Genomic DNA, 20,730 nt, shown 5'->3' with positions numbered 1-20,730 from the left:
ATTATGAAAATAAACACAAAAAATTCATTTCTGGTATTGCTATTATTTACGCTATTACTGGGATCCTGTACAGAGGAGTTTGAAACCATGAACATAAGTCCCAATAGCGCGACTAAAGTTCCTGCGTCAAATGTTTTGGGAAAATCATTACTAAACTCATCACAAATACTTTTTGGAGAAAGACTTGACGTCTACTATGCGGGGACTTTCTCAGGTTACAACGCCGCAATTGGTGCTGGCGATTATGAATACAGAGTTGGTATCAACAACAGTCAATGGGATGCCATGTACGCCTCAATGACCTATGCCGTTGAAGCCATGAAACTAGCAAAAGAAGAAGGCAACGACAATTTATATGCCGCAGCCCTAACCCTCAAAAGCTACATGGGCCACAAAACAACTGATTTATGGGGATCAATTCCATACTCAGAAGCTTTCTCTTTAGAAGAGAACCAAATCATCTATCCTAAATATGATACCGAAGAAGAGATATACCAACAAATCCTTAGCGAGCTCAAAATTGCCGCCGACCTTTTTGACACAAACGGAGAGGAACTTGGCGAAGGGGATTTTCTCTTTAAGGGAAATATATCAAAATGGCGTAAATTCTGTAATTCATTAAGATTAAGGGTAGCCATTAGAATGTCCTCTGCAGATGAATCGGCCGCAAAATTAGAAATAGCGAGCGTAGTAGAGAACCCTAATAGCTACCCTATTATGCAATCCAATGACGACAATGCATATTTCTGGTGGCCAGGGGTTCTACCCGATGTAGAGCCTTGGTATGCCAGGATGGGGGCTGCAGACGGTAACAAAACAGACGGTTACCGTGTAAGCAATGCATTGGTTACAGCATTGCTGGAAAATGATGATCCAAGAATGCCCGTCTATGCCGATAGAAACAAATATGGGAATTACAGAGGTTATGAATTTGGCCCCAACCAATTAAATGACACCCTTAATAACGGTAATAATGTTTCCCATATTGGGGACAGGTTTGGCAATAACCCTGCAGGTTTTTCCCCTTTTATGAATACCTCCGAGGTATACTTTATACTTGCAGAGGCCTATGAGCGCAACTTAATATCAGGTGGCTCAGCCCAATCGGCCTACGAGACCGGTGTTACCATGTCTTTGGAAGAAAATGGAATTGAGCCTGGCGATATTGCAACCTTCTTAGCAGAAACGGAAGTTGCATGGGATAGCGGCACCACCTCCAACCTTTACAAAATACGCTTACAAAAATGGATTTCACTTTTTAAGCAAAGTGTTGAGGGATGGGCAGAAGTCAGAAGAACAGATGTACCATTAATCCTAGAGGTTTCCAAGGACTATACAGGTTCCCATAACAGACATCCCCTTAGGCTGGCCTATCCCGATTCGGAAAAATCATTGAACACAAATTTTCCGTTCGACATAGTAGAGAAAGATATTTTTTATGGCACCCAAATGTGGTGGGACAAGCGTCCAGGCGTTCAATAATCCATAAAAACATAAGATTTAAGCATTGACCTACATAAAGGGCAGCATAAGAATATTTATGCTGCCCTTATTTTTACTCCATCCTTGGACCCATATAAAAGCATCTATAACCCCAAACAAGACCAATAAAAATCACTGCACATTATCACAAATCTCTATTCCTCCCAATACAACACATAAATCAACTACTTTATAAAGAACATAAAATTAACTTCAGTTTTATCCGTTGACCCAATCATAAAAACTTATTTATATTATATTAATAAGGCCGATATCAAAATAAGTCAATATAAGAATTATAAACTATCAATTTTTTAATTATTTCATTTACAGTGTGTTACAAAATAATATTAATTATTTTGTTATCCTATTAACCTGTAAAAATCTTCAATATTGTTAAAATAGTATAGTGTAGAGCTAACATTATTTGCAATTAATTATTTAAAAATTCTTAAATTTACAGCATTATTAAACTTATTTTAATAATAATCAAAACATTAACTTTCAAGGTCCAACTTGAATATTATTGGATTATTGAGGTTTAAAAAAAATTGATCGTATTAGTTATCCCCAGGAATACTAATTACAATTGGAACATTTAAAATACATTGTTTATTGAGTTAGTTTGAGTTAGTCATGGAGTAGCAGAACATCATACGCTGCTACTCCTTTTTTTTTGATAATCCTCTTACTACAAATAATTTAAAGAAAATGGAATCCGGCATAATCGCCCAATAAAGTATCCACTAATAACATTTCGAAAAATTCAAAAAAAACACTACTAATAATTCTATCCATATGAAATTAAAATCGAAACTATTCCTTTCAATTCTTTTTGTGGGAGTTCAGCTTTTTGGCCAATCTCCCGGGATTTCAACTACAAGCCTACAAGCAAACGACCAAAAAATTGACCCCGCAAATATGTTATGGTTCGATGAACCTGCCTCTATATGGGAAGAAGCCCTTCCTGTTGGCAATGGTCGGCTGGGCGCAATGGTTTATGGAAAACATGGAGAGGAAAAAATTCAGTTCAATGAGGAGACCTATTGGACGGGAGGCCCTTATTCCACAGTAGTAAAAGGAGGCTACAAAGAACTTCCCAAAATACAGAAATTCATTTTTGAAGGTAAACCTATAGAAGCCCATAAATTATTTGGTCGCGCTCTTATGGGATACCCCGTAGAACAACAGAAGTATCAGTCCATGGCCAACTTACATCTTTTTTTCGGGAAAGATAGCGTCACAGATTACAGTAGGACCCTTGATCTAAAAACGGGAATCGCTACCGTGAAATACAAAGCCAACGGTATTAATTATACACGGGAAATAATAGCTTCGGCAGTAGACCAAACCATTGCCGTGCGCATATCCGCAGACAAAGCCGGGAGCATTTCCTTGGATGCCGAATTAAGGGGGGTAAGAAACAACTCCCATTCCAACTATGCCACAGATTACTTTCGAATGGACGGCTTGGGCAACGACCAATTAAAACTAACCGGCAAGTCGGCCGATTACCTAGGTGTTGATGGTCAATTAAAATACGAGGCTAGGATCAAAGCCATTCCTGAAGGAGGCAGTATGACCCTAAAAGGAAGCAGACTAAAGATTGAAAATGCCAATGCAGTTACTATTTATTTTGTAGCCGCAACCAACTTTATCAATTATAAGGACGTTAGTGCAGACGAACATGCCAGAGTAGAGGAAATGATGGCCCATTTGGAAGGCAGCTCCTTTACAAAGGTGAAACAAAGCGCCGTTGAGGACCACAAAAAATATTACGATAGGGTTTCACTGACGCTTCCAACCACTAATAATTCATATCTGACAACGGACGAACGTATGTCCAAAATTCAAACAGAGCCAGATCCACAATTGGCCACCCTCTGCTATAATTTTGGAAGATACCTTCTAATAGCTTCCTCAAGACCTGGTACACAGCCCGCCAACCTTCAAGGAATTTGGAACAATGACATGAACCCCGCCTGGGATTCAAAATACACTACCAATATAAATACCGAAATGAATTATTGGCCAGTTGAAACGGCCAACCTATCCGAACTTTCGGAACCATTAATTACCATGGTAAAGGAACTTACCGATCAGGGTGCAGAGGTAGCCAAGGAACATTACGGTGCCGGCGGATGGGTATTTCATCAGAACACGGATCTATGGAGGGTCGCTGCCCCAATGGACGGACCAACCTGGGGAACCTACACCGTAGGGGGCGCATGGTTGACCACGCATTTATGGGAACATTATCTGTTTACTAGGGACAAAGAATATCTTAAAGAAGTATACCCAATCATCAAGGGGTCGATAGATTTTTTCATGGATTTCCTTGTGGAATACCCCGGAAAGGACTGGTTGGTTACCAATCCCTCCAATTCGCCCGAAAATCCACCTAAAGGTGAGGGTTACGAATACTTTTATGACGAGGTTACCGGAATGTATTATTTCACCACTATTGTAGCCGGTGCCACAATGGATATGCAAATACTAAAGGATCTATTTGCCTATTATGGAGAGGCCTCGGAAATACTGGATTTAGACCGTGATTATGCCAAAACGGTACTTGCGGCTAGAGATCGCTTTCCTCCCTCCCAAGTAGGCAGGGATGGTATGCTTCAGGAGTGGACGGAGGATTACGAACAAATGGAGGACAAACACCGTCACTTCTCACATTTATACGGCCTCTATCCCGGTAATGTTATTTCTCCCAACCGTACCCCAGAATTTATAGGACCGGTTAAAAAGGTGCTGGAACAACGTGGTGACGGTGGCACTGGTTTCTCCAGAGGTTGGAAAATGGCCCTTTGGGCCCGTTTAAACGATGGGGATAGAGCCAACTCAATATTCAAGGGATATTTAAAAGAGCAATGCTACGCCTCACTTTTTGCAAAATGCGGAAAACCTTTGCAGGTAGATGGCTCCCTAGGAGTTACTGCCGGGATCACGGAAATGCTCATACAATCCAATGAAGGATACATAGAATTATTACCCGCTCTTCCTACCGAATGGTCCGAAGGCGAATTCAAAGGTGTTTGCGCCAGGGGAGGATTTGAGCTCGACTTCAGTTGGAAAAACAAGGAACTTATCTCCACCGAAGTACTTTCAAAAGTAGGTGAAAGGTTTAGATTAAAAACCAACAAAAAGGTAAAGGTATTCCTGGATGGTAAACCAGTCAGTGTTAAAAAACGTGCAAACAAAATTATCGAATTCAACACCGTAAAGGGTAAAACATACACCATCACAGAAATATGAAATCATATTTATTGTACGGAAAAACCGATATACGGTTTTGTGATATCCCCTACCCTGAAAATACTGACGAAAATGAAGTTATCGTAAAGGTAAGATCGGTGGGCATTTGTGGTTCGGATATCCATTATTATAAGGATGGCAAGATTGGGGATTTCATTCCCAAAGCACCCTTTGCCCTCGGACATGAACTCTCAGGAGAAATAGAAAAAGAATCTTCCTTATATCCTGAATTGAAAAAAGGGACCAGGGTAAGTATTAATCCTTCCAGGCCCTGTAAAACCTGTGTCCATTGTAAAGCTGGAAAACAAAACCTTTGCCCTTCCATGAAGTACTTGGGATCGGCCAGTGTTTTTCCCCATCTCAATGGAGGCTTTTCAGAATACGTTAAAATTCCGGCCGAAAACTGTGTCCCCTTAAAGGATTTTATAAGTTATGAAATGGCGGCTTTATTGGAGCCCCTCTCGGTAGTACTACATGCTCTCACCATAGCTGGGGACCTAGAGGGAAAATCTGTGCTTATTACCGGTGCAGGTACCATTGGACAACTATGCCATATGGCAACATCCCTATACACTTCCAAACCCGTAGTAATAACGGACTTAAGAGCAGCTGCTTTGGAAAAAGCATCCGAAATAGGGGTAACTGCTGCTCTAAATCCTTTGGAGCCCAATTTTGAGGAAGGATTGTTTTCCTTGGCCCCCAACGGATTTGACATTTTGTTGGAGGCATCCGGTGCCAGTACTATTTTGACGAATACCGTGAAGTTTGTAAAAAAGGGAGGGAAGATAGTTCAATTGGGCATGCATCATGACAATGCGCAATTTCCTTTTGCCGCTTTCATGAAAAATGAACTTACTTTTCAACCCTCATTTCGCTTTAACCAAGAATACACCTTGGCCCTGAAACTTTTGGAAGAACAAAAAATAGACTTAACAAAAATAATTACAAAACGATTTCCTTTTGACGAAATACCTGAAGCCATGAAAAAGGCTTCCAATTCCAATGAAGACATAAAAATCGTAGTACAAAATTAACTAAGTATGAAGTACAATACCTTAGGTGAAACCAACATAAAATTAAGCGAATTGGGCTTTGGAGCTTCGGCAATTGGCGGTATGTTCAATGGGGTGGAAAAAGATGAGGCCATAAAGACCGTGCATGCTGCATTTGACAGGGGCATCAACTATTTTGACACTTCCCCGGCGTATGGCAGAAGCACCTCAGCCTATGGCCCGGTTACTTCGGAAACTTTATTGGGCAAGGCTTTAAAAGATTTACAGCGTTCGGAAATAATCCTTTCCACCAAGGCTGGAAAAATATCATCCTTACCTCCCGAATTAAATTTTAGCTACCATGCCATATTGAAATCGGTAGAGGGCAGCTTAAAACGGCTACAGACCGATTACATAGACTTGCTTTTTTTACATGACATTGAATATAATAAAGGAACCCATTTGGAAATGGCTTTAACCGAAGGCCTTGAAGCACTAAATGATCTGAAAAAGGCAGGGAAAATTAGGGCCGTTGGAATCTCCTGTTATTCTATGGATGTGCTCAATAAAGTTATTCCCAATTATGTACTGGACACCGTATTGGTGCATAATCACCACACACTTATCAATGACGAGCTTCTAGGTTTAATGCCTAAAATTAAGTCCAAGGGAATGGGCCTTGTCAGTGCTTCTCCATTTGCAAGTGGATTGCTAACCCACCAAGGTCCTCCTGATTGGTATCCAATTAACAATAAAGATTTGTGTGTGATAAACAAAACACTTAATTTTTGTGCGGAAAACAATGTCCCAATTGAAAAACTAGCCATTCAATACGCTTTAAGCAACCCAGAAATTCCAACTACCCTTTTTAGTTGTAACGAAAGAAGTATTTTAAACAAAAATATTGATTGGATCGAGGAACCTGTAGCGCAAGATATGATTGATAGTGTAAGACAATATCTTGAACCCCTTAGGAACAAGGATTTCGATTTTGGGGCCTATAACGACTAAACCTATATGAGTACAATTGATCTAATTATAATCTTGTTATACCTAGTGGGTATCTTAGTTCTTGGTATAATGTCCACAGGAAAGACTAAAATGACGTCTGATAATTATTTCCTGGCCGGACGTAGTTTAAATTGGGTTATAATCGGTGCCGCTCTGTTTGCCAGTAATATTTCCACCATACATTTGGTAGGTTTGGCAGCTTCGGGCTTTGAGGACGGATTGGTCTGGGGTAATTTTGAATGGATGGCCTCTGTGGTACTTATTTTCCTTGGGCTTATTTTTGCCCCCTTTTACTTCAAGAGTCAAATTTCCACATTGCCGGAATTTTTGGAAAGAAGATACAGCTCCCCTTCTAGATCATTCTTGGCCTTTATGGCCATATTGGGGGCATTATTTGTACACATTGGAATGAGCCTTTACGCAGGGGCGATAGTATTTAAATCATTTTTTGGGATCGATGTATATGTTTCCATCATAATAATATCGGTCATTACCGCTACCTATACCATCCTAGGTGGGTTAAAAGCAGTGGTAATTACTGAAACCGTCCAAACGGTCGTATTGATAATTGGTGCTGTAATACTGACCATATTTGCCATTAACGCACTGCCTGACATTGGAGTACACACCCTAGCCGAATTTAAGGATAGAATAAAGCCCGATCAATTGAGCATGCTAAGATCTGGTGAGAACGCCGGAAATTCTGGACTTTCATGGTACGCTATATTCCTAGGCTATCCAATTTTAGGACTATGGTATTGGTGTTCGGACCAAACCATTGTGCAACGTGTATTGGCGGCAAAAAGTGAGGACGATGCCCAAAAAGGGCCCATTTTTGCTGGATTTTTAAAAATACTTCCCGTATTTATTATGGTATTGCCAGGAGTTATTGGCTACGTTTTGTTTAAGGACAAAATAACCAGCAGTAATGAAACCTTGCCAGTACTAATCAACGAATTGTTGCCCATTGGGATAAAGGGTATTTTTGCGGCCGCGCTACTCTCTGCACTTATGAGCACTATTGCAGCTGCCCTTAATAGCTGTTCAACTTTGGTAGCCATCGATATAGCCAAAAGGCTGAAACCATCCCTGTCCGATAAAAAACAAGTACAAATAGGAAAATATGTGGCAGTGGCAGTCATGATATTAGCCATGGCCTGGTCGACCCAAGGAGGCAAATTCAATAGTATATTTGAGGCCATCAATAAGATTGCCGCTGCCTTGGCTCCTCCTATCGCCACGGTATTTCTATTTGGAGTATTCAGTAAAAGGGGCACCAAGGAAGCCTCCCTGCTTACGTTGATCTTTGGTTTTATTCTCGGTATTGGTGCGTTTGCTGCCGATTTTATCCCTACACTATATGGAAAACCAAGTATTATTACGGATACATGGGGAATACCCTTTATGATGCAGGCATGGTGGCTCTTCTGTATTTGTTCCGTGGTTTACTTTATAATTAGCTATCTAACACCTAGACCAAGTACGGACCAGCTTCAGTATACCTGGGACAATCCCTGGCAATTCATAACCAATAACGAATTTCAAGGCATAAAGGATGTCCGACTGTATGCCGGTGCATTACTATTAACCCTTATCATCCTTTATACCATATTTCAATAATCACTTTTAATAAATACAGTTCCTAAAACCATAGCTCTAAAAAAACGTTGATGTTCCAAAAATATACTTCTAAAATAGTTCCCCTAATGAGAAAATCAAGTTTACAGATATTACAAGTTTTCACCCTTGCATTGATTGTTCTTTTTTCATCCTGTAAAGAGAAGGCACCGCAAAAAGAAGAAGAAAAGAAACCCAACATCATTATTTACCTAACGGATGATCTTGGGTATGGGGACTTGGGTTGTTATGGAAGCCCTATTATTAAAACCCCTTTTATAGATAAATTTGCTTCGGAAGGGGTATTATTGACCGACTGCCATTCGGCAGGAACGGTATGCTCCCCATCAAGGGCTGGTTTGCTAACGGGGAGAAACCCTTATAGGAGTGGTTTTTATTATATTCAGGGGGCCTATGGAGCCTATTTAAAGAAAGATGAAGTCACCATTGCCGAACTTCTAAAATCTGGAGGATATGAGACTGCCTTTATGGGAAAATGGCACTTGTCCAGATTGGAAAAAAGTGAAAAACATGATGAACCCGGCCCTGGAGACCAAGGCTTTGATTATTGGTTTGCCTCTACCCACAATGCCTTTGGTGGACCTAAAAATTTTGATAAATTCATAAGGAACGGTGAAGCTGTTGGAGAAGTGGATGGATGGTATTGCGATGTACTAACCGAAGAAGCCACAAACTGGCTTACCAACATCAGGGACAAATCCAAACCGTTTCTACTTGTTGTCTCTACCCACGAACCCCACACGCCTATTGCTCCTCCGGAAAAATACAGCAAAATGTACGATAATGCCAAAGTGGATAGCCTGGAAAAATCTATTCGTTACGGAGGCGTTGCAAGACCTGAATATGATATTACCCAAAACAAAAAGGAGTATTACGGCACCGTGTCCCAGTTGGATGAGGCGTTCGGTAATTTAATGAAAACGGTTGATAAAGAAAATTTGGCCAACAATACCATGGTTATTTTTACAAGTGATAACGGTCCTGAACATCCCGTAAACTTGGAAGAATCAAAAGGGGAATGGGAAGACCCCATTCGCGATATGTCTTTTGGAACTCCTGGCATATTTAAGGGTATGAAAAGATATCCTTATGAAGGTGGGCACAGGGTTCCCGGAATAGTACGATTCCCAGGCAAAATACCGGCAGGAACCAGCAGTAATGAATTTGTTGTAGGAACAGATTTTATCACTACCGCTACCAAACTTGCCAATGTAGACACTCCTAGTAATATCACTATGGATGCCATTGATGCCTTTCCTGCATTCCTTGGCAAAAAAACGGAGCGTAACAAACCATACCTGTTTCTTTTTCCAACCCATGAGGACACCTACTTTAGAATGCCGCATATGGCCATGCGCTATAACGATTATTCCTTTTTAGGATGGTTCCCTGAAAACAAGAACGGAAGCAACCTCATTGAATGGATGAAGTCCTCCGTCCCGGAAAAATTTGCACTCTATGATCTATCAACCGATCCCGAACAAAAAAACAATTTGGCCGAATCAAAGCCTGAAATAATAAACCAGTTAAAACCTTTGTTATTGGAACAATGGAAAGACATAAGGGATGAAGGTCCTGATTGGGGAAAGTCCAAGTAAAGTTTACAGAATAACCGTTATGCAGAACCCCCACAAATTGATGATGAAAAGGATAAAATTAATTAGCGGCATATTTCTATGTGCAACCGTACTTATGGGTTGCAAATCTAAAAATGAACATACTTCTACAGAAAAAGCTTCAAAACCCAATATCATTATTTATTTGACCGATGATATGGGTTATGGGGATTTGGGATGCTATGGCAATCCCATAATCCAGACCCCTGCAATAGATAAGTTTGCCTCGGAAGGGGTTTTGCTTACCGATTGCCATTCTGCCGGAACTGTTTGCTCCCCATCCAGAGCAGGGCTTTTAACAGGTAGACACCCATATAGAAGTGGAATTTATTACTTACAGGGTTACAGGGGCGCCCATCTAAGGGATAGCGAAACCACCATTGCAGAAATGCTAAAATCCGGAGGATATGAGACAGCCTTTATGGGAAAATGGCATTTATCAAAATTGGAAAAATCAGAAAAGATCAAAGAACCCCATCCCGGGGACCAAGGCTTTGATTATTGGTTTGCCTCAACCCATAACGCTTATGAGGGACCTAAAAATTTTACAAAGTTCATTAGAAACGGAGACGCGGTAGGTGAGGTTGATGGATGGTATTGTGACGTACTAACCAAGGAGGCTACAGACTGGCTCACCAATAAAAGGGACAAGAACAAACCTTTCCTTCTCATTGTCTCTACACACGAGCCACATGCGCCCTTGTCGCCTCCGGAAGAATACAGTGAAAAATATAACAATAGTACCGTTGATTCTTTGGAACACGCAATTAATTACGGAGGTATAGCTAGAACAGAGTACGATATAAGTCAAAACAAAAAGGAGTATTACGGTACCATTTCACAATTGGATAATGCCTTTGCCAATTTAATGAAAACGGTAGATCAGGAAAACCTGAAGGACAACACTATGGTTATTTTCACCAGTGACAACGGTCCGGAACATCCGGTAAACCTTGAGGAGTCTAAAGGGGAATGGGAGGCGCCCACTAGGGACTTTTGTTTTGGAACCCCGGGTAACTTCAGAGGTATGAAAAGATATCCTTATGAAGGAGGCCATAGGGTTCCCGGTATAGTACGTTTTCCTGGTAAAATTTCAGCCGGAACCACAAGTGATGAATTGGTCGTGGCCACGGATTTCATGATTACCATAGCCACCTTGGCCGAGCTTGAAACACCAAAAAACAATATCTTGGACGGTACTGATGCCTTACCGGCGTTTTTAGGTAAAAAAACAGCTAGGAACAAACCCTATTTATGGGTATTTCCCACCCACGAGGACACCTATTTTAGAATGCCACATATGGCAATGCGTTATAACGATTACACCCTGCTGGGTTGGTTTCCCGAAAAATTGGAAAATGAGACTTTAATGGACTGGATGAAGTCTTCCGTTCCCGTAAAATTTGAACTTTACGACCTGTCCAACGATCCGGAACAAAGAAACGACCTAGCTTCAATAAAACCGCAATTAGTAGATATGATAAGGCCTTTAATGTTGAAACAATGGATTGAAATAAGGGATGAAGGTCCCATTTGGGAGAATATGAATTAAGTTGCCTTTATCATTGCTCCAAAATGTTTCCCCTTCTTGGCCAACCTTTTAATCAAAAGAAAATTACTGGTGGAATACCATCCACCCAATTAAATAAAAACGAATGCAACGTCGAAATTTTATAAAATTATCAGGGGCTGGAGTCACCGCCTTGTCGTTTAAGCCCTCCTGGGAATTTATGGATTCCAAAACCACAATCTACAGTTTTCCACAAATGATAGGGGAAGTTACCCAAACCTCTGCCATTTTGCAGACTAGATTAACCACTACCAATGAGATGCCCGAAAATGGATTTGATACTGCAGAGGCGCTTTTGGCCTTCGATATTGCCGGTGTAGAGGGAACGGCCAAATTTGAAATAGCCGATAATCCCAAGTTCAAGAATTCGGAAGTATCACCATGGCTACAAGCTACTCCGGATCGGGATTTTATAATTAAGTATCGGATCAACGGACTTAAGGCAGATACCCAATATTATGTTCGTGTACATTACGGCCCCACTACCTCCCGTACCAAAAAAGGACCTGTAAGTGAATTTAGTACCCTCCAGCCCTTGGATTCGGAAAAACCGACCTCCTTTGTAGTTACTTCATGCCTAAATCTGGGCAAATTCTTCTTGGGAGGAGGTTTGCAAAGAGCCGGTAGTAAGAGTAGGGCCGCTGAGGGCGAAGACAGAAAACTTGGATATCCTGCCTTGGAGGTCATGAAAAGCCTTAAACCGGCCTTCTGGGTACAAACAGGTGATACAGTCTATTATGATTACCCTAATAAAGGAATCGCCAAAACACTTCCTGAATTGAGATCCAAATGGCACCGACAAATGGGTATGCCCCGTATGGAGCATTTTTTGCGCCAGGTACCCGTCTATTTAATGAAGGATGACCACGAATACAGATATAATGATAGCGATAATGTAGAGAATGGCATAGCGCCTTCCCCACAGACCGCCAGGGCCACTTTTTTGGAACAAGCGCCAATTGCTGATCCTGCAGATGAAAACCCAGTTACTTTCCGTACCCGACAAGTTAACAAACACCTCCAGATCTGGATGCCCGAAGGGAGGGATTACAGAGATGCCAATGACAAACCCGATGGCCCCCACAAATCTATCTGGGGCAAGGAACAACTAGAGTGGATAAAGCAGTCGTTATTGGCTAGCGAGGCTACCTTTAAGCTGTTTATTGTGGCCTCCCCACTTGTTGGGCCGGATGATGCCTCCAAACACGATAACCATGTTAGTTATGGTGGTTTTCAAAACGAACGTGATGCCTTTTTCTATTGGCTGAAGAAAAATAATCTAGATAAGAATTTTTATATCATAACTGGTGATCGTCATTGGCAATATCATACCATACACCCGGCTGGTTTTGAAGAATTTGGCACGGGTTCCATAAATGGACAGAACTCCAGACCTGGAAGAAAACCTGGTGACCCCAATTCTACAGACCCCTTAGGATTAATAAAACAACCTTATATTCAGGAAGAGCCTACAGGTGGCTTTATCTTTGTGAAGGTTGCTCCACCGGAAAACGGAAAAATGGCACAGATTACCTTCGAGACCATTGACGAGGAAGGAAATACCCTGAACCTAGAGGTAAAAGAAGCAAAATAAAAAAAGGGACTGTCACTACGGACAGTCCCTTTTTTGTTTAAACACTTTTAAGAAAGCCCTTTCCAAGACTTTTAAAACACACATCCCACTAATTACTTATGGTTTCGAAGGTCAATTCCTTTTTCTCTCCCGCTTTCAATGTTACCTTCATCAAATCATCCCCCGCTTTTACACTGCAAGAGCCTCCATTCTTTGAATACAACAATACAGAGGTCAATGTACCATTGCTCCACTCCATATCTACCTCAAAATTCCCTCTAGCTTTTAAGCCGGAAACCTTTCCATTGGACCAAGCTTCGGGAATCGCGGGCAATAGGTGAATTACATAGTTGCCATTTTCATCTTTCGTATGGCTTTGAATCAACATTTCGGCAATACCGGCAACAGCTCCCAAATTACCATCTATTTGAAAAGGCCCTATCGTATTCATCAAACTGGACTTATTGCCCTTGGAAAGCAAGGTTACAACACTCTTATGTGCTTTCTCCGCTTCCAATAATCTTGCATGCATCAGCAATGCATGGGCATAGGCCCATCCCATTCCTCCATGACCGTTTTTCTCCCTCCATGCCAAACTCTCACTGGCCGCCTCGTAAAGTTCCGGGGTTTCATTGGTTATCAGTGTAAAAGGATGTAGGCCTAATAAATGGGAAAGATGTCTGTGTCCAGGTTCCTTTTCTTCCAATGGCTGACGCCATTCCATTATCCTACCGTTATTGGAATCAATAGGTATTTTCGGCAAGGCAGCTTCAGCTGCAAGAATACGTTCCCGCTGTTCGTTACCCACACCCAAGATGGAACCGGCCTCCAAAGTCGCTTTAAAAACCGCTTTGATGATGGTCAAGTGATAGGTAGATGTGGAAGTAATTCGCATCATTTCCCCAGTCGCAATGTCCCTATATTGATTTTCCGGAGAGGAGGACGGCATAAAATGTAGCACCCCTTCGGAATCGGCTACCAATACATCCAGTATAAATTCGCTAGCTCCAGATAACAATGGGTAAAGCCTTTCCTTTAGAAACACCTTGTCCTGACTAAACTCGTAGTGATCCCATAAATTCATTGTCATCCAAGCCCCGGGAAGTGCATCCAAAACTCCATTGTTAAATTGGGAATCGAAGGAAGAAGCAGATGGAGTTACCCGCCCGAACGGATTTGAGGCATGATGTGAAAACCATCCGTCCGAACCATACATTTCTTTTGCCAAGGGCTTACTGGTTTCGGCTATCAGCTCAAACCAATTTACCAGGGGATCCAATGTCTCCGGAATATTGGTAACATCCGCTGGCCAATAATTCATCTGTAAATTCACATTTAAATGGTAATCTGCTTCCCAAGGTGCCCACATTCTTTCACTCCATATCCCTTGTAGGTTTGCTGGAAGAACGGCATCGGCACGTGAACTGCCCATCAAAAGATATCTTCCAAATTGAAACAATTGTGCCTCCAAGCCCGGATCTTGCCCTTCCTGCTTGTACGCCAATAATCGCTGATCTGTAGGTAGGGAATCTTTTGGAGAATTCCCAAAATCAAGTTCCACCCGCTCAAACAAATTTCTATGGTCTTCCACATGAGCCTGTTTGGATGCCGACCATGAGGTAGCTATAACCTTATTTAGATTTTCATTGGCCAAAACCGCTGGGTCTATAGTGCTGTCAAAATTTAATTTGGACAAATTATAATCAGTAGCGGCAGTTAACTTAATTATAAGCTCGTCCGCTTCTTTCACAACCAACCTGTCTTCCAAGGCTGTAATGCTCCCTCCTGTGACTTCAGTTTTCAGTCGTGCAGCAAAACGCATATGCTCTCCTCCTGCTCCTGATCCACCAGCATTTTCATCCCTGGCCATTGGTGCTTCAATGTCCACTATCTGGCCATCCATCTGTAACAAGCCATTGGGAAGCGCCTTAATGATGGCGTCTTTTGCACGTTCCAATCCGATACTACAGTTAATCTTGTCCGTACCCTTAGTAGCTATCCGTGCGTACAAGGCATTATCCACCGCAGAAATAAAGGATTCACTAATTATTTTGGAGCCCATGACACTATAGGTTACCCTATGTATGCCCTGCGACAAATCCAATTCCCGCTTATAATTTTGTACAGAATCCCTATTATCAAAGGATATCAATAAATCGGCCAAAGGTTCATAGGATCTAAAGGAGGCAGGTGCAGCAGTCATGTTTTCAACTCCATATTTATTGGCCTCCTTGATCTTTCCTTCCAAAATCAAACTCTGGACTTTTTTCAGCTTGGCGTTGTAATCTTGGGCATAAGGATTGCTGGGTATTCCTGCCCACAGCGTTTTTTCGTTAAGCTGAAAACGTTCCACATCGGCACCTCCAAAACACATGGCTCCCAACTTGCCATTACCCAAAGGAAAGGCATCTGTCCACTTTTTAGCTGGTGACTGATACCACAAAACCATTTTATTGTTTTCAGCCACTTTTTCCTTCACCTTGCATCCCACCAAACTAAAAAGTAGAAAAACAGCAATGAGCGCACCAATTTTTTGGTCTTTCATTTTAGTATATATCATCTAAATTCTGTTATTGTTTGCTTACTTCCAGCGGACACCTCAACGCTCATGGTAACATCCGCAATTTGCAACTTACACTTTTTGTCTTCTTTGGACATTATAGATACGGACTCCAATGCCCCGTTTCTCCATACCACATCCACTTCAAAACCTCCCCTGGCCTTTAATCCGGAAACACTCCCTGTTGGCCATTCCGATGGCAAAGCAGGCAAAAGACTAATGATCGTGACACCACTTTCATCGGTTTCATGACTCTGCATCAAAGTCTCCGCTATACCAGCGGTTCCGCCAAAATTTCCATCTATCTGAAATGGAGGGTGGTAATCGAACAAATTCTTGGCTGTAGATTTAGCCAGAAGCGCCTTGATATTTTCATAGGCCTTTTCGGAATTGCCCAGGCGTGCATAAAAATTGATGATCCATGCCCTACTCCATCCAGTATGCCCTCCGCCATTGGAAAGACGGTATTCTATACTCCTGTTTATGGCATCTATATAATATGGAGTCTTGTTCTCTGTAAATTGATTTCCCGGATAAAGACCGTACAAATGACTCAAATGACGATGTCCCTTGTCCACTTCTTCAAACTCTTGGGACCATTCCATTAAACGACCGTCCGATCCAATTTTTGGCAGGGAAAGATTGGCTAGCGCCTCCTTAACCCTTGCCACAAATTCATCCTCTATTTTAAGAATCTCAGCCGCTTCCAGCACATTGGTGAAATTGTCCCAGATTATTTCCTGATCCATGGCATTGCCCATGTCCAAATTGGCAAATACTTCTGGTTCCTTTGGAGTATAGAATTTATTCTCCGGAGACGTGGAAGGACCTGATACCAGCTTACCAGAGCGTGGGTCCTTAATTAACCAATCCAAAAGAAACTTAGCCGACTCTTTCATAATGGGGTACGCATGACCTTTTAGAAATGCCCTATCCCCGTTAAAATTATAGTGCTCCATAAAGTGACGCGTACACCAGGCACCGCCCATTGGCCACATTCCGTATTGCACCTTTCCAATGGGCGAGGTCCAATGCCATACATCTGTGGTATGATGTACCACAAAGCCATCACTGTTATATACCTCCTTGGCTGTCTTCTGTCCCGCGGGAACCAAGCTTTCTATAAAATCGAAAAAAGGCTCATGGCACTCCGAAAGATTGGTCACCTCGGCAGGCCAATAATTCATCTGCATATTTATATTGGTGTGGTAGTCACTATTCCAAGGTGCAGCCAAATGATCGTTCCAAATACCTTGCAAATTAGCAGGCAAACTTCCAGGCCTGGAGGAGGAAATCAGCAAATAACGGCCATATTGAAAATACAAGGCCATTAAAGCAGGATCATCTTCCCCTTTGGCAATGGCTTCCAGGCGTTCGTTGGTAGGTCTAGCAGATTCCTTCAAGCCCCCTAGATCCAAGGCAACCCTGTTGAAATATTTTTGATAATCGGCAATATGATCTTCTTTCAATTTATTGAGGGACCTTTTTGCCGCCTTCTTCAATTTAGTAGCGCATACAGTACTTAAATTTTGGGTCAATGGGGAAAAAGGCGCTGCTGCATTATAATCCGTTGCAGCCGCAATAAAGAGCACTACAGAGTTGGCATTACTGATAGAAATAGTACCATTCCCGGATTTTATGTCGCCCCCTTTAGGCATAGCCATCATTTGGGTTTCATACTTCACTCCCAAATGCTTGCCTTTCTGACTGGCCTGTCCCCACATTTTTAATCTGTTCTTACCTACGTTGGCCACTTCAAAATCTGCCTCGCGCTGCATTTTCAATTCCAAAGAAATGGAATTACGCTTGTCCGCGGTCAACACCACCACTATGGCATCATCTATGGCACTACTAAAATATTCCCTCGTATAATTTACACCGTTTACCGCAAAACTTGTTTTTGCAATGGCATTATTGATATCCAATTCCCTCCTATAATTTGAAGGAACACCTTGCAATTTAAAATCAAGGATCAAATCACCCAATGGCTGATAGCTTCTAGGGGCTATTCGCGGCCCCATAACATCGTCCTGAACCAGTTTATCCGATTCGGCATAATCGCCCTGAAAAATTAATTCCCTGGCCTTTTCAATGGACTTATATGCCCCTACCCTATTTTCGGGTATTGGTGGACCGGCCCAAACCGACTCCTCATTGAGTTGAAGTTTTTCCTGTTCAACACCCCCAAAAACCATGGCTCCAATTTTGCCGTTGCCAATAGGAAGTGCTTCCATCCAATCGGAGGCCGGCTCTAGATACCATAATTTATTGTTATCCTCCACGCCACTCCCGGTTCCCGGATTGGACGTCTGGGCCATAGCGTTGTACTGGAAAAAGAAAATTAAACTAAAGCATACGGCCATTGCCTTGATATTAGCGGTACTTTTCCTCTTTATACCTGATCTGTTTTTCATTCTACTTTGAAATTGAAAAGCTTCTTTCATCTAACCTTTTTTTTGTGAACATGCAACTAAATTGATTTCGCCACTACTTTGGCTCCTTCCAAGCCTTCTCCTTCGGCCGTTATGGTAATTGGTCCACCCTTTTTTGTGGCCTTTACAATGATGATACATTTTCCGTTAAAGGCCTTTCTAGTATCGCCCACAAAACTTTCCTCACTTTTTGGATCTCCGTTATCCACGGCTAAAATGGTTGCCTCTCCTTCTACCGTGAATTTGATCTGATTGGAAGCGTCCGGAACAAAATTATTGTTGGCGTCCAAAATATTCACCTCTACATGTACCACATCCTGTCCGTTGGCATCAATGACTTTGGTATCTGCCAACAATTCTATTCTAGCAGGGGCACCAGCGGTAGTGATTACTTTCTCACAAACCATCTTACCATCTTTAAAACCCTTAGCTATTATGGTTCCCGCTTCATAGGGAACTTTCCACATTAAATCCATAAGACCTCCCATTTCCTTTTTGCCAAGCGACTTGCCATTAAGAATCAATTCAACACTATCGCAATTGGAGTAGGCCACAACAGGAATTTCTACACCTTCCTTACCCTCCCAATTCCAATGGGGAAGAATGTGTACCATGGGCTCCTCGGTCCATTGACTTTGATAGAAATAATAGGTATCCTTAGGAAATCCACACATATCTATTATACCAAAATTCCAAAGTTTCGCAGGCCATCCAAACATGGACTCCCCTAAATAATCGAAACCTGTCCATCTAAATTCCCCGGCCATATATGGAAAATCCCTAGTACGTCTCCATGAATCCCTAGCAGAAATACGCACCATGGAATTATCGTAGGAAGAACTGTAATATTTACTGATTTCACCAAATACTTCCTCCTCTGTTAGGTCTGGAACTTCCATGATACCACCCAATGGATTTTTTCCACGGACCCATGATTTACTTTGGTAAACACCACGTGTCTGGAAAGTATGTGGTACCTCGGTGGCTACAAATTTTCTTTCAGGGTAGGTTTCCTTGTCTTTTTCATACATAAAAGCTGAACCCCCGCCTCCATTGTAACCTGTAACATCCAAAAGACTGGCAAATCCACTCTCGTTGGCCAAATGCATGTGTGTAATACCGCAAGTGATGGGCCTTGTAGCATCTTCACGCCTAACCACATCCATAAGTACCTTCAAACGTTCCGTTCCTTCTTCAAAGCAGGCATCGGGTATTTCGTTCCCCACACTCCATAGTACAATGGACGGGTGGTTACGATCCCTTCTAATTAATTCTGTAAGGTCCTTTTCTGCCCATTCATCAAAATATAGGTGATATCCAAACTCAGCCTTACCTTCTTTCTTTTTATTTCCGAACGGCCAGGATTCTATCCATTCATCAAAGGCCTCGTCCATAACCATAAAACCCATTTTATCACATAAATCCAACAACACTGTACTAGGAGGGTTATGCGCGGTGCGGATGGCGTTGCACCCCATTTCCTTTAATATTTTAAGTCTTCTTTCCAAAACCTTATCGTTCATTGCGGCACCTAAGGCCCCCAAATCACTATGGTTGTTAACTCCTTTTAATTTAATATTTTCTCCGTTTAGGAAAAAACCATTATCCGCTGTAAACTTAATACTGCGTATCCCCATATTGGTAGACACCTCGTCCACTACCTCATCATTGAGCCTAACCTCAGTTTTTAGAGTGTATAGATATGGATTCTCCGGGGACCATAAATTGGGATTGCTTACCGTTAATTTCTGAAGGATTTTCTGTTCCTCGTTCCCTAAGACCTTAGCTTGGGATTGGTGCTCGGCTACCAGTTGATTATTGGCATCGTATACTTTATTGACCAAGGTAAATTCCTTGGAATCTTCCAATCCATTTAGAACCTGCGTATTTATCTCTACCGCGGCGTTGTCCTCGGTAATGGAAGAAGTTGTTACATACACCCCATATCTATCAATATGAAGCTTATTGGTTTTCACCAGCCAAACATGTCTGTAGATACCGGAACCGGTAAACCATCTTGCACTGGGTTCCTTGGAATTGTCCACCCTTACGGATAGTACATTTTCTCCCCCGAAATTTAGATAGGGAGTCAAGTCGTAATTAAAACTAATATAACCATAAGGTCTCTTTCCCAAATAATTTCCATTTATCCATACCTCACTGTTCATGTATACACCTCCAAACTCAATAGTGACCTTGGAATCCTTATCGGATTTGTCCAAAGTGAAATTTTTTCTATACCATCCAATGCCTCCAGGAGCATATGCCCCTACATTCCCTGCTGGATTTTCCTTTAAAAAAGGCCCTGCTATACTCCAATCATGAGGCACATCTACGGACTCCCATTGACTATCGTTGAAAGTTAATTCTGCCGCTTCTGGAAAATCGCCCTTAGTAAATTTCCAATCAAAATCGAACTTAATTTTTTCCCTTGGTGCTTTTGTCTGGGCATCCGCACTATTACAACTGTAAAAATTAAGTGCCAATAGGGACAGACCTAAAGTAAATAAAATGTCCTTAAAAAAATTCCTCTGTTTAAATTGTTTCATCGTTAGATTTGCTACGTTTTGATATTACTTCTTAATTGACTCCTTA

Annotated in this window: 11 protein-coding genes; 8 read left to right on the top strand and 3 right to left on the bottom strand. The window is 41.8% G+C overall.

Going from position 1 to position 20,730, the window contains the following annotated elements; translation table 11 throughout:
* Positions 1-3: 3 nt before the first annotated feature.
* The 8 genes from BUA60_RS17280 (at position 4) to BUA60_RS17245 (ending at position 13,164) form a co-directional block, all read left to right on the top strand.
* A complete protein-coding gene (locus BUA60_RS17280; protein ID WP_072863864.1) occupies positions 4-1,482 on the top strand; it encodes a SusD/RagB family nutrient-binding outer membrane lipoprotein in 1,479 nt (492 codons plus the stop codon).
* A 798-nt stretch (positions 1,483-2,280) separates the two neighbouring features.
* On the top strand, positions 2,281-4,743 hold the full coding sequence (locus BUA60_RS17275) for a glycoside hydrolase family 95 protein (RefSeq protein WP_084532654.1): 2,463 nt from the start codon (positions 2,281-2,283) through the stop codon (positions 4,741-4,743).
* Positions 4,740-5,777 (top strand): alcohol dehydrogenase catalytic domain-containing protein, encoded by a 1,038-nt coding sequence (locus tag BUA60_RS17270; protein WP_072863862.1) that lies wholly within the window; start codon positions 4,740-4,742, stop codon positions 5,775-5,777. The genes BUA60_RS17275 and BUA60_RS17270 overlap by 4 nt, the downstream gene beginning before the upstream one ends.
* Positions 5,778-5,783: 6 nt before the next feature.
* On the top strand, positions 5,784-6,746 hold the full coding sequence (locus BUA60_RS17265) for an aldo/keto reductase (RefSeq protein ID WP_072863860.1): 963 nt from the start codon (positions 5,784-5,786) through the stop codon (positions 6,744-6,746).
* Between the two features lie 69 nt (positions 6,747-6,815).
* Positions 6,816-8,366 carry a sodium:solute symporter gene (locus BUA60_RS17260; RefSeq protein WP_218587942.1) on the top strand — a complete coding sequence of 517 codons (1,551 nt, stop codon included), beginning with the start codon at positions 6,816-6,818 and terminating at the stop codon, positions 8,364-8,366.
* A gap of 86 nt (positions 8,367-8,452) precedes the next feature.
* Positions 8,453-9,982 carry a sulfatase family protein gene (locus BUA60_RS17255; RefSeq protein WP_084532653.1) on the top strand — a complete coding sequence of 510 codons (1,530 nt, stop codon included), beginning with the start codon at positions 8,453-8,455 and terminating at the stop codon, positions 9,980-9,982.
* A 40-nt stretch (positions 9,983-10,022) separates the two neighbouring features.
* A complete protein-coding gene (locus tag BUA60_RS17250; RefSeq protein WP_084532669.1) occupies positions 10,023-11,552 on the top strand; it encodes a sulfatase family protein in 1,530 nt (509 codons plus the stop codon).
* A 103-nt stretch (positions 11,553-11,655) separates the two neighbouring features.
* A complete protein-coding gene (locus BUA60_RS17245; protein ID WP_072863856.1) occupies positions 11,656-13,164 on the top strand; it encodes an alkaline phosphatase D family protein in 1,509 nt (502 codons plus the stop codon).
* Positions 13,165-13,252: 88 nt separating this feature from the next.
* Here BUA60_RS17245 and BUA60_RS17240 read toward each other — a convergent pair whose 3' ends face one another.
* Genes BUA60_RS17240 through BUA60_RS17230 form a run of 3 tightly spaced genes read right to left on the bottom strand, consistent with a single transcriptional unit; the run spans position 13,253 to position 20,684 of the window.
* Complete coding sequence (locus BUA60_RS17240; protein WP_072863854.1) at positions 13,253-15,688, bottom strand: glycoside hydrolase family 95 protein; 2,436 nt, start codon at positions 15,686-15,688, stop codon at positions 13,253-13,255.
* 11 nt (positions 15,689-15,699) lie between these two features.
* Entirely contained in the window at positions 15,700-18,147 is a 2,448-nt protein-coding gene (locus BUA60_RS17235) for a glycoside hydrolase family 95 protein (protein WP_084532651.1), read from the bottom strand.
* A 26-nt stretch (positions 18,148-18,173) separates the two neighbouring features.
* The gene (locus BUA60_RS17230; RefSeq protein ID WP_072863853.1) at positions 18,174-20,684 is read right to left on the bottom strand and encodes a glycoside hydrolase family 2 TIM barrel-domain containing protein; all 2,511 of its coding nucleotides are present in this window, start codon (positions 20,682-20,684) and stop codon (positions 18,174-18,176) included.
* Positions 20,685-20,730: the final 46 nt, after the last annotated feature.

The organism is Arenibacter palladensis, from assembly GCF_900129275.1.
Classification (GTDB): Bacteria; Bacteroidota; Bacteroidia; order Flavobacteriales; family Flavobacteriaceae; genus Arenibacter; species Arenibacter palladensis.
Note: the sequence above shows the minus strand (reverse complement) of the source record. Positions and strands in the feature narration are given on the sequence as shown.

Excerpts from the sequence above, each read along its gene's own strand:
- BUA60_RS17270 (WP_072863862.1), top strand. The coding sequence starts at position 4,740 with ATGAAATCATATTTATTGTACGGAAAAACCGATATACGGTTTTGTGAT.
- BUA60_RS17265 (WP_072863860.1), top strand. The coding sequence starts at position 5,784 with ATGAAGTACAATACCTTAGGTGAAACCAACATAAAATTAAGCGAATTG.
- BUA60_RS17235 (WP_084532651.1), bottom strand. The coding sequence starts at position 18,147 with ATGAAAGAAGCTTTTCAATTTCAAAGTAGAATGAAAAACAGATCAGGT.
- BUA60_RS17255 (WP_084532653.1), top strand. The coding sequence starts at position 8,453 with ATGAGAAAATCAAGTTTACAGATATTACAAGTTTTCACCCTTGCATTG.
- BUA60_RS17245 (WP_072863856.1), top strand. The coding sequence starts at position 11,656 with ATGCAACGTCGAAATTTTATAAAATTATCAGGGGCTGGAGTCACCGCC.
- BUA60_RS17250 (WP_084532669.1), top strand. The coding sequence starts at position 10,023 with ATGATGAAAAGGATAAAATTAATTAGCGGCATATTTCTATGTGCAACC.
- BUA60_RS17240 (WP_072863854.1), bottom strand. The coding sequence starts at position 15,688 with ATGAAAGACCAAAAAATTGGTGCGCTCATTGCTGTTTTTCTACTTTTT.
- BUA60_RS17230 (WP_072863853.1), bottom strand. The coding sequence starts at position 20,684 with ATGAAACAATTTAAACAGAGGAATTTTTTTAAGGACATTTTATTTACT.
- BUA60_RS17260 (WP_218587942.1), top strand. The coding sequence starts at position 6,816 with ATGTCCACAGGAAAGACTAAAATGACGTCTGATAATTATTTCCTGGCC.
- BUA60_RS17275 (WP_084532654.1), top strand. The coding sequence starts at position 2,281 with ATGAAATTAAAATCGAAACTATTCCTTTCAATTCTTTTTGTGGGAGTT.
- BUA60_RS17280 (WP_072863864.1), top strand. The coding sequence starts at position 4 with ATGAAAATAAACACAAAAAATTCATTTCTGGTATTGCTATTATTTACG.